Genomic DNA, 10,322 nt, shown 5'->3' with positions numbered 1-10,322 from the left:
TTGGGAACGGTGCAAAAGCCGTCATACTTGGGGACGGTGGCAAGATAATTCTTTCCATAGTCCTGCCGTAATGTGCTGTTGTTCCATACGACACGTTTCTTCTCATAACCGCCATTGGCGCATGGCTGATTGACCACCTTGTACAAAGTTGTTCCTACGCGCATATATTCTTCCTCCTTCATAGGCTTAGATTAAAGGATTGTGTTCACCTAAAATTCTCTGAATGTCGGATTGTCGGTATCTGACCTTGTTTCCAACCTTTACAGGCTTCAGATAGTTTTTCTTAGACCAGTGCCAGAGTGTGGTATCACAAACACCGCACATCTTTTTCACTTCCTCTTTGGTTAGATACTTCTCCTTTCTTGCTTCCGCAATGGCGGTAGAAAGTTCATGCTTCGCACGGCTGATTAACTGGTTGGAGAATAATAGCAAATCTTCTCCTGTTACTTCCAACTTGATGTTGCCGTTTCCGTTTTGGATAATTGCCAATATGTCTGTCATAGGCTTCTTGAAACTGCCGGTTGTAAGACTTCCCGTTTCGGCAGTATTATAAACGAAAAGCCACTACCCCGATTAGGATAGTGGCGCAAATATATAATGAAAATCAATCGTAAAACAATGATATTCAATTCGTTAAATTCGTAAAAACGAAAAGCGAATTAAACGAACTTCAATTGGATAGATAGGCTTTCAATTCCTCGATGGCTTCATGGTCTTCACCAATGTCTTTTACCAGTTTCTTGCTGTTTCCAAACGGAGAAGTGAGATTTCTGTATGCTTTCTGGATGCCTCTTTCGTGGACGATTTCTTGTTCCTTGAACTGCTCGTGCAGTGCATTTCTGAAAGTCTTGATGGGACACTTCCGCATGAAGCGGTATTCCACCAGTGCGATAAACAGCCGTGCTATATCTGTTTCCGTAGCATGGGTTTTCAATCGTGTGCCAATTCTTTCAATCAGTATGTCATGCCTTTCTATCAGAAGTTCTGGCAACGTGCGTGTGTCGGCTTTGCGTCCTGCGGTCTTTGGCTGTTCTTCCTGCAGCATATCTGTTTCTTCCTCGTCCATGTCTTCATCTTCTTCTATTGCCCATTCCACAAGAGAGTTTTCCTCAATGGCTTTCTGTTGCTTCCTGAACACTTGCCAATCCTCTTTGGTTCTCATGCCATTGGCGATGCTTTTTCTGATAATGAATTTGACCATGCCGGAAACAAGCCATTTGTATAAGGTGGGAATATCCTTTCTTTTGGTCAGTTCCTCACCCTGTTCCACCATGCACTCATAGCTTCGTCCGTAATAGAGCCATGCAAGCATGGCAGGAACAATGCTTCTCTTGTTCGGGGTATGAAACTCATTTACTATCTTCTCAGCAAGGTCTGATTGTAAAAGAACATTTTCCAGTTCCTCGAAATCAGGGTTTCTATCATCACCTATTCTCTTGCGTGCTGCTTCTTTATATTTCGGAACAAGCCTTACAGCCGTATTGAAAATATTGAAGAATCCTTTGAACTTCTTGTCGTTCATTTCTTCTACGAAATCGGCATATTCATCCGGATGGCTGTCGAGCCATTCCTTTATCAGTCTTTTGAAATTATCATATTCCTGTTGTCCCATACAAGTATCAGTCTAATAGTTTTACAAGGTCTTTCTTCATTTCTTCGTCAATATCCCTGTATCGTCTGAAAGCTTTACTTCCCTCCTTGTGTCCCGACAGTGCGGAAACGAGGTTCGGGTCTTTCACTTTTTTATAGATATTGCCGATAAATGTACGTCTTGCCAGATGGCTACTTGCCACTTCATAAATTGGTCGTTTGATTTCGTTGTGCGTCAACGGATCTAAGATTGTTACGATGCGGTCAACTCCAGCCAACTTGAATATCTTTTTTATGGCGTCATTGTACTTTTGTTCGGATATGAATGGCAACAGTTTCCCCTCATATTCTTTGTAGCGTTCAAGGATTTCTTTCGCTTTGTCGTTAAGTGGAACACGTACCGTAACCGGATTCCCCTCTTTGGTTTTCTTGGGAATATATTCTATGGCTTCATTGACCACATTTAGTTTGGTCATTCGGTACAAGTCGCTCACTCTGCATCCTATCAGTGTCTGAAATATGAATATATCTCTCTGTATTGCCAGTTGTGGGGTAGCTGAAAGGTCGGCATTGAAAATTCTATCTCTCTCTTCAAGTGTTATATAATAAGGTGTACCGTATGTACATTCTTCTATCGGGAATTTGTCGAAAGGTCTGTTTGTGGTACGCTTGTTATCGAAGCACCACAGGAAGAATGTACGTATTCTTGAAAAACAGTCTATCAGCGTGTTCTTGCTTCTGGGCTGTGGTGTCCTCTTTTCGGGAATGGCTTCATAAATGCTCGGGTAAAGTTCATAATACTGGTATTCGTTCTGAAAGAAATCCCACATATCCCGAAGCGTGTCAGGTGTTACCAAATCCACGTCAAGGATAAAGCCCTTTTGTCCTCTCTTCGTTGCCTTTACATATAGTTCATAACGTGCTAACGCACGTTGTACTACTCGAAAGTTCTTGATGCGAACTTCTGATAATTTATGCTTGACAAGAAATTCGGCAAACAAATCCAGCAAGGTGGGTTTGGTTTCCGCTGCAATCTCTTCTTCTGTTTTATATCTGTTTGGATGATGATATTTGTCTATGAGTGTGCTTAGCCATTCGCTGTCAGCTTCCGGTGTGTACTCTTGACTTATCAGGTTGATGATGTTCTGTACTTCGTTGTTCAGTGCCAGTTTCTTTTCTTCATGAACAAGGGCTACTCTGTCTTTATACCCTTGCTTCTCGCTACTCCAGTGATTTGGGTTAATTGTCAGCTCACTGGCAGCTTTAATGTCCTTTTTACCATCTCTTAATCGGAAATAGATTGTAGCTACACTATTGGTGTCGTTTTTACTTGCGGATTTTCGGATAAAGGCTGTTGCTTTCATAATCGGGATTTTTAGTAACGGTACAAATATATAAATTGTTCCCAAATTGTTCCCAATCATCCCGAATTTATTTCAATCCGATTAAATAGGATTAACTAAGTGTGTGTTTGTAATATATTGAATATTAGTGTATAATGCTTTATTTTTCTTTGATTTTCTATTTAATAGGATTGTTCCCAATTTATATATTTCAAATGCGGGTCTGGGTACTAGAAAGAAGCCCGATAATTGAATGCTCAATTATCGGGCTTCTTTCTGTTTTTAAGTTTTTGTTTTAGGATTCGTCGTGTGTGATTTCACCGGCCAGATCAGAATCCATGAGCTTGCGTATTTCTTCCAAAGGCAGGTCGTGTCCGAGCAGGAACATCAGTTTGGTGATGGCACATTCCGGCGTGCAGTCATAACCGCTTACAACTCCGGCCTGCAACAACTGCAGTCCGGTGCCATAACGGTGCATTTCTACCGCTCCATGCTGGCACTGGGTGATATTGACAATGAGAATGCCACGTTCTGAAGCCTGCTTCAGATGCCGTGTCAGCCACTCTTTCTGTGGGGCATTTCCGGAACCGAAGGTGCGCAGCACTACCGCCTTCAGGCCCGGCACCTGCAATACAGAGGCTACGATGCTTTCTTTGATGCCGGGAAAAAGCGAAAGCATCACCACATTATTATTAAAAAGGAAATGCGGCTTCATGGGGAGTTGCGGATTGTTTCTCCGGATGAGGTGTTCGTTGAAGCGGATGTGAATGCCAACCGTTGCCAGAGGGGGATAATTAAACGACCGGAAGGCATTGAAATTTTCGGCATTCACTTTGGTGGTACGGTTACCGCGCAACAGTTCGTTTTCAAAAAAGATGCACACCTCGGGCACCATCGGCTGGCCGTCGTTGCGCCGTGCGGCGGCAATCTCTATGGCCGTAATCAGATTTTCCTTACCGTCGGTGCGCAGCATGCCAATAGGCAGCTGGGAACCGGTAAGAATCACCGGTTTGGACAGGTTTTCCAGCATGAAACTTAATGCGGAAGCCGTGTAGGCCATGGTATCTGTACCATGTAGAATGACGAAACCGTCGTATTCTTCGTATTTCTCCATGATGATCCGTACGATTTTGACCCACAATTCCGGTTCCATATCCGAGGAGTCGATTGCCGGTTGGAAGGAGTAGGTGTCAATCCGGAAATTGAAGCGTTTCAGTTCGGGTACCTGCTTCAGCAGTTCGTCGAACTTGAAGCTTTCCAGGGCACCCGTTTCCGGATTCTCGATCATTCCGATGGTTCCTCCTGTATAGATGAGCAATACCGAAGGCTTATTCTCTTTTGTCATAATCAAAATGTTACTGTTTCTGCTCGCAAATATACGAAAAACATGAATATAAGCATACAAAAAGAGCCTTATCACTCCCGAAATATGGAAAATGGTAAGGCTCTTCTTTTCTTTATAGGTCGTGATTCCTATCTGTTCTTATTGGTTCACGATGAACTTCTGACCGTTGCGGATGTAAACACCCTTTGTCGGTTTGCTTACCTCGCGACCGCTCAAGTCATAAATCTTTCCGTTGCCCTGAGAGGCTGTATCTTCAGGAGAGAGGATACCGGTAACCGGAGGCAGTTCGTCGAAAACGAGTGCTTTCTTGACAGACTGGCCGTTTTGAGGCAGGTAAACGCTGTAGCCCTTCAGAGGTGAGCCGGCTGTGACCGGAGCCATGCAGGCTTCTTCGTCACTGATGCTCAGAGTCATGCTCTGTGCCGGTGCCAGAATCTTTCCGCTGGTGGTGCTTTTAAGCAAGTTGGTGCCCGGAGTGATTACCTGATCGGTACCGGTTGTCGGAGACATTTCATAGTTTCCGGCATTGTTGGCAACCAGTAACACCGGAGTGTTTGCCGGCAGAATCTTGCCTTCCAGACGAGACAGGGTTACTTCCTGATCGGTGCTTGCAGTAGCGGCATAAACCCATACATTCTGCGGAACGATAGTGGCAACCGGCGCGCTGAAGGCACCTACTGCATAGCCATTGGCTGTCAGTTCGAGAGAGGCGGCAGGAATCATCTTCCAGAGTTTGCCAGTCTGGCTTGGGTCTTCTGCTTCCTTCAGATACGCTCCCTGATGGTTCAGGAATCGCATGACGGAATTGCCGCCGTTTATGCGGTACATTACCCATGAAGGGAGCACCTCGGTGGTCTGTGTCTTTACATAAATACCAAAGTCCTTGTGATCCTGACTGTAGTCAAACTGGTTGATGAGCGCTTCGTGCGTTTTATCGTTCTGCCAGTTTACGGATCCCTTGTCATTCTTCTTGTTTACCAGAGCATATCTTCCGGCCACTTCAGGACTTTCCTGCAAGCTCCACAGAGCCTCGTCGCCGGCTGCTCCTGTCATGCCTTTCATCCATACCAGCTCTTCGCCGTCGGCATCACCCAGCTGCATGCGCAAACCGCTCTGTCCGTCTGTGGTCTGGATGCGGAACCATCCGTTGCCCTCTACATCCGCAGGAGCGGCACTTTCTGCTACCTTGTAGATTTTAATAGGGTGTCCGTCGCTCCATACCACCGGATAACCCGGTTCGCCATTGATATATTTGCCGTTGGCAGCAGACTTGATGTTCCAGGCCATGCTCACCTGAGCTGAGGCTTCCAGAGTAAACTTGCTGTTGTCGGCATTCTCGGTAGGCGCATAAGCACCGCTTGCTACATTGTTCGGGATGTATTTCTTTGCCGTTACGTTCTTGAAAGAAAGTCCCTGAGCATTCTTTTCCACCTGGAATACATACTTGTCCGGAAAGGCCGACTTCATGTCAGTCAGTTCGGTCTGATAGTATCCGGCCAGAAAAGTCAGAAACTTGGTATCATCCTGATAATACAGGTATCCCTGTCTGTTTGCATTACCGGTATTTACATTCTGCAACACCACATAGTCACCGTCGGCTATCTGGTTCGGGTCCGTCACAAGACCCTGCTTGTAAAAAACCAAGGTGGCCTCTTCGTCCATTGGTGCTTCCGGAGCCTGGTCAATCTTGAAGATGTAGCTTTCGCCTTCGGTCTTGTTTCCTTTGCTGATGGCATTGTTTTCGATGCTCCAGAAATTGTTTCCGGCGCTTCCTGCGCACTGGATAAAGAACAGACCGCCCAGTTCCTGCATCTTGAAGGTGTTCCAGTTGTCATCGTATGCCGTACCGAACTGTCCCATTTCATTCAGGTTGCGGTTGTCGGCGGCACTGACAATCTTGTAACGTCCGGTTGCCGGTACCAGGGTAAAGGTCCAGCTTTGTGTGTTCTGCGGGTCTTTTTCCTTTTTCGCTTCGAACTTCGGATTATTGTTGCCGGTATTGTTGGTCAGATAGCTTCCGTCCGTAGGATTGATGATGTGGTAGCTTCCTCCGCTGACAATTACCGGATAAGTGATTGCCTCCTCGTCGAGTGGCACCAGTTCGAAGATGAAGTTCTCCGGATTGTAGGCAGAAACGCTTCCGGTGCTGACGCGTGTTGCATTGGCTGTCCAGTATTTGTCGCCGGCACTTCCTGCATTCTGGATGGCATACTTGCCGTTCAGACGTGTGATGTTATAGCTGTGCCATGCAGATTCGTACGGATTGGTGGTTTCGTTTACGGTGAATTCACCCTTCTCGTTCAGGTAACGGTTGTCCTGAGCATTGACGATTTTATAACGGTTTGTACTGTAGTCCATGCTGATGACCCACTCCTGTCTCTGCGGATTGATGTCATCCTCGTTGGCTACGAAAGTAGGATACTTGCTACCGCTTACGTTGGTCAGGAACTTGCCGTTATACTTGATGTAGTATTTGCCGTCGTTCAGCAATACAGCCGGGAAGTTCTCCCAACCATCAGTATAGTGTTTCTTATACTCGGCAATGAGCAGGTTGGTGTATTGCTTCATAAATGGAGCTACCACTTCTGCAGCTACAGTCGGATTCGGGCTTTTGATAGATCCCTCGAAATCGCGTGAGCGGATGGCTTTCTGCTCAGCCTCCAGCTGTACCATTTCTTTATAAGTATTGATGAACTCTTCAGGCTTGTTGTCGGCAATGCTGGCATAGAGAGAACACATTTTCTGGCCGCGTTCACCCATAAGCTTCATAACCTGGAACCAGGCTACCAGCTCCTTTGCCAAAGGATCATTCTCCTGAACCTGTGGATCGAGCAGTTCGTTGCAAGAATTTACAAACTCGTCGAACATCGGTTTGATGGCGTCAAAGGCTTCTTTGTTGAATCCGTTGGCAGTTGCTTCCTGGAACACCTTAATCGCTTCGGCAAAGCGTTTGGATTCACCTTCGCGGCGCAGTCCGTGATAAGTGCTTCCCAAGTCGATATTATTCTCGCAGAACACCTTGAAGGCAGCTGCATGATCCGGCATCAGATACTTGATGGCGCGTTCCCAAGAAGCGTTCTCATCATAGTTTTCCATGTTCCAGGTGTAGTCGGCAATGCTATAAAGTGAAACTTTTGAAGCTTCGGCATACTCGCTCGGGTTGGCGGTGAATCCGCTCAGCTGCTCGGCGATGTTCTTGTCATTGCCGTAGGTCGGTCCCATCAGCATGCGGTCGATACAGTAGTCGTTGGTCGGATAGTTCAGCCAGATATAAGCATTGCGCTGAATCTGTGCATTGATCCAGTCCATATCGCTCTTGTTGATCATATCCACCACTGAGTTTCCGGTCCACATGATGCGCGCATCCTTGTCCGATTTGCTGCCCAGAATATTCAGATAATCGCCGCTGCTCCAACTGCGGTTATACTGAGTGGGGCAGAAGATCAACGGAGGCAGTTCCGGATGTGCTTTGATAAAGTTTTCGGTTACATAGTTAATCAGATTGGCCTGATTGGTCGGGTCTGTGCCTTCGCCGCCGATATCATCGAAAAAGAGTGAGAAGGCGCGTACTCCCATCTCATACATCAGTTCCAGTTTCTTGACTACGTTCTGGCGGTCGGTATCGTTCCATTTGATGTCGTTACCCGGGTGCAGGGCCCATACGAACTGAACCTTGTTTTCGTGAGCCGACTGGATCAGTTCTTTCAGAACGGCAGCTTCGGCAGCTGGATAAGGTTCGCGCCATTTTGCCCGGTGGTACGGGTCGTCTTTCGGACCGTAGATATACACATTCATCTTGTTCTCGCCGTAGAACTCAAACTGGCGTTTCCGGTCGGTTGTGCTCCAGGGATTTCCATAGAAACCTTCAACAACGCCTCGGTCGATGACGTCCGGATAGTCGGTTACGGTTGCCTGCATCACTTCCGGCTGCGAAGCAATCTGCAGGAATGTCTGCACGCCATAGAATGTTCCCGATTCATCATTACCGGCAATAATCACTTTGTCGCCTTCTACTTTCAGATAATATCCTTCCTTTTTGTTCGGGATATTGGTTTCATAGGCTTTGACGGCTGCGTCGCCACGCTCACCGATGATAATGTTTACATTTGTACCATTTCCGGTTTTGAGTTTGTTCTTCAGCACTCTCACCGCATCCGCATCGGCATCTTGCTCTCCGGTCAGTGTATAACTGAATCCCTGATCAAAAGCCTTGCTTCCCCAAGATATGTTTTGGGGGAGGGGAGACACTGTCACTTGCTGCGCCTGCATGCTGCCGATGCTGCATGTCCAGGCCAGCGCCATTAAGGGTAATAGTTTCATTTTCATAAGGTAATTGGTATAAAATAAAATTTGCCTTGCAAAGACAAAAATAAAGAAAGAAAAGATAAATAATCTGTGTGTTTTAGTTATTTAACAAAAAACACGCAGATGTAACTACCTGAAATATATGGATTACGCTTTCTTCATTGGAGTAAATCCCTGTATCGTCAAAATTTCCTTATGATAGATACAGAGTAGGTTTTCGATATCTAATGCAGAGAGTTCGGCAAATTCCTTTTTTGCTTCAATGAATTTCTGGCGCAGGATGGCTGGTCGGTCTGCTTCTTTTATCCGGCTGAATTTATCGCCAAGTATTGCTTCCGCACTTTTAATGAGCTTTCTGTGAACGTAGACATAGTGTTGCGGTTTGATTTGGGGAGAGTAGCTCCAGCCCAGACGGATGCAGGCATCATAAAGTGTGCTGTTTCCGATACCCTTTACTGTTCCGATAATGCCTTTTAATTTGTCATATAAATACTCAAACTCTTTATTGATGTGAGAAGAGTAGGGATACAGACTTTTTGCGTCCATCAGTTTTTCTGTGGCTGTATTCACGGCTTCATTTGATATGCAATACTGATGCCTGTTTCTGTTACAGATACATCGTGAGATTATCTCTTTGATTCCCTGTTCTTTCATTTCCAGAACTCCATTTAGGTCATAGTGCATAAATCGGCAGAGATCTTTGTCGTTGGGATTAATTGCACGTTTCGCTTCATAAGCTTCTTCCGAGCATGTTTCCTGATAGTTTTTAATAATGTCGGTTAATGATTTTAGGTTTTCAGTTGAATCTTTCGTACATTTCTTCAATGTTTTTTCGTTTCTTACGCACGGCATAATTTATCTTTTTATGAGTTATTGTGAAAAAAGGGGAAGATCTTTCGATCATCCCCTTTTTTATGATATAAAGTTACTTCTTACCAGATACCGTTGCCTTCATTGCCCCAGATATCGTGCTTTCCTTCTTCGTTGCTGAGTGCCTGACTGGTATCACCTTCAATGGTTCCTCCCATATTAAAATTGCTTGCTTGAAGCAACGCTGATTCACTGATCAGTTTTACGCTCTTTAAATTTGGTTTTTGATATATCTTTTTCATATTCTTTTGGTTTTTCTTGATACGTTATTTGATGAACAATACTTTTTTGCCGCTCTTGGTTACATAGATACCTTTAGTTGGGTTCAATATGCGGCGACCCTGCAAGTCGTAATACTCTTCTTTCTCTGTTTCTGTAACGGTGTTCTCAATACCGGTAGTTCCATCACCTTCTGTTGAGAATCCAAAGCCTCTGACTGCTTGAATTGCAGGAGTTGATTCAATATAGGCCTTGTTCTGAGCGAGTGTTCCACCTTCTGTTGTTTTATAGAAGCCAACAATGTTGCTTGCATCTTTTGCTAAGATATAATCTTCAGTAGTGATTTCGATTGACATAAGGCTTCCTTTTAAATCTTTAAGAATAGGCTCTTCCTGATTTTCGTAATCAATGGTCAGTGAGTATATTCCCTTTGGACCTTCAATGACAACAGGAGTATTTGCAGGAACGGAGCCATTTTGAATCTCTTCCAACATGAATTTGGACTTTGATGTTTGAAGCAGATACGGTGTATTCTTCTCCGGGAAGGATGGACAGATTTTCTGTACTGATAACATTACCCTTAGTGTCCACCTTCTTGATGGTTACAGTGTAAGGAGCTTTATATCCTTCGGCATTATAAACCATAACAA

General features: G+C 45.1%; 9 protein-coding genes and 1 pseudogene. All 10 read right to left on the bottom strand.

Annotated elements, in window-relative coordinates; all coding sequences use genetic code 11:
- Positions 1 to 182 (bottom strand): annotated as a pseudogene (locus tag DXA74_RS16700) (helicase); the annotation flags it as partial.
- A gap of 4 nt (positions 183 to 186) precedes the next feature.
- Positions 187 to 501: an AlpA family transcriptional regulator gene (locus DXA74_RS14875; protein WP_004291341.1), complete on the bottom strand. Its 315-nt coding sequence runs from the start codon at positions 499 to 501 to the stop codon at positions 187 to 189.
- Positions 502 to 670: 169 nt separating this feature from the next.
- Positions 671 to 1,612 carry a DUF6043 family protein gene (locus DXA74_RS16485; protein ID WP_165859001.1) on the bottom strand — a complete coding sequence of 314 codons (942 nt, stop codon included), beginning with the start codon at positions 1,610 to 1,612 and terminating at the stop codon, positions 671 to 673.
- Between the two features lie 7 nt (positions 1,613 to 1,619).
- The gene (locus tag DXA74_RS14865) at positions 1,620 to 2,954 is read right to left on the bottom strand and encodes a site-specific integrase (protein ID WP_117682176.1); all 1,335 of its coding nucleotides are present in this window, start codon (positions 2,952 to 2,954) and stop codon (positions 1,620 to 1,622) included.
- Between the two features lie 274 nt (positions 2,955 to 3,228).
- Positions 3,229 to 4,278, bottom strand: a complete 1,050-nt coding sequence (locus DXA74_RS14860) for an asparaginase (protein WP_118528910.1) — start codon at positions 4,276 to 4,278, stop codon at positions 3,229 to 3,231.
- 138 nt (positions 4,279 to 4,416) lie between these two features.
- A complete protein-coding gene (locus tag DXA74_RS14855; RefSeq protein WP_118528908.1) occupies positions 4,417 to 8,604 on the bottom strand; it encodes a beta-N-acetylglucosaminidase domain-containing protein in 4,188 nt (1,395 codons plus the stop codon).
- Between the two features lie 126 nt (positions 8,605 to 8,730).
- Complete coding sequence (locus DXA74_RS14850; protein WP_118528906.1) at positions 8,731 to 9,408, bottom strand: hypothetical protein; 678 nt, start codon at positions 9,406 to 9,408, stop codon at positions 8,731 to 8,733.
- 107 nt (positions 9,409 to 9,515) lie between these two features.
- Entirely contained in the window at positions 9,516 to 9,695 is a 180-nt protein-coding gene (locus tag DXA74_RS14845; RefSeq protein ID WP_118528904.1) for a hypothetical protein, read from the bottom strand.
- A 24-nt stretch (positions 9,696 to 9,719) separates the two neighbouring features.
- Positions 9,720 to 10,166, bottom strand: coding sequence for a hypothetical protein (locus DXA74_RS14840; protein WP_147401144.1), 447 nt, complete (start codon positions 10,164 to 10,166; stop codon positions 9,720 to 9,722).
- Positions 10,111 to 10,322: hypothetical protein (locus DXA74_RS16695; protein ID WP_233550579.1), on the bottom strand; the 212-nt coding region annotated here is incomplete at its 5' end. The genes DXA74_RS14840 and DXA74_RS16695, both read right to left, overlap by 56 nt.

Origin of the sequence: Bacteroides sp. OF04-15BH (genome assembly GCF_003477995.1) — a bacterium.
In the GTDB taxonomy this organism is placed as follows: Bacteria; Bacteroidota; Bacteroidia; order Bacteroidales; family Bacteroidaceae; genus Paraprevotella.
The sequence above is the reverse complement of the archived record's forward strand: the minus strand, read 5'-3'. Positions and strand labels throughout refer to the sequence as shown.

Excerpts from the sequence above, each read along its gene's own strand:
- DXA74_RS14875 (WP_004291341.1), bottom strand. The coding sequence starts at position 501 with ATGACAGACATATTGGCAATTATCCAAAACGGAAACGGCAACATCAAG.
- DXA74_RS16485 (WP_165859001.1), bottom strand. The coding sequence starts at position 1,612 with ATGGGACAACAGGAATATGATAATTTCAAAAGACTGATAAAGGAATGG.
- DXA74_RS14860 (WP_118528910.1), bottom strand. The coding sequence starts at position 4,278 with ATGACAAAAGAGAATAAGCCTTCGGTATTGCTCATCTATACAGGAGGA.
- DXA74_RS14865 (WP_117682176.1), bottom strand. The coding sequence starts at position 2,954 with ATGAAAGCAACAGCCTTTATCCGAAAATCCGCAAGTAAAAACGACACC.
- DXA74_RS14845 (WP_118528904.1), bottom strand. The coding sequence starts at position 9,695 with ATGAAAAAGATATATCAAAAACCAAATTTAAAGAGCGTAAAACTGATC.
- DXA74_RS14855 (WP_118528908.1), bottom strand. The coding sequence starts at position 8,604 with ATGAAAATGAAACTATTACCCTTAATGGCGCTGGCCTGGACATGCAGC.
- DXA74_RS14840 (WP_147401144.1), bottom strand. The coding sequence starts at position 10,166 with ATGTTGGAAGAGATTCAAAATGGCTCCGTTCCTGCAAATACTCCTGTT.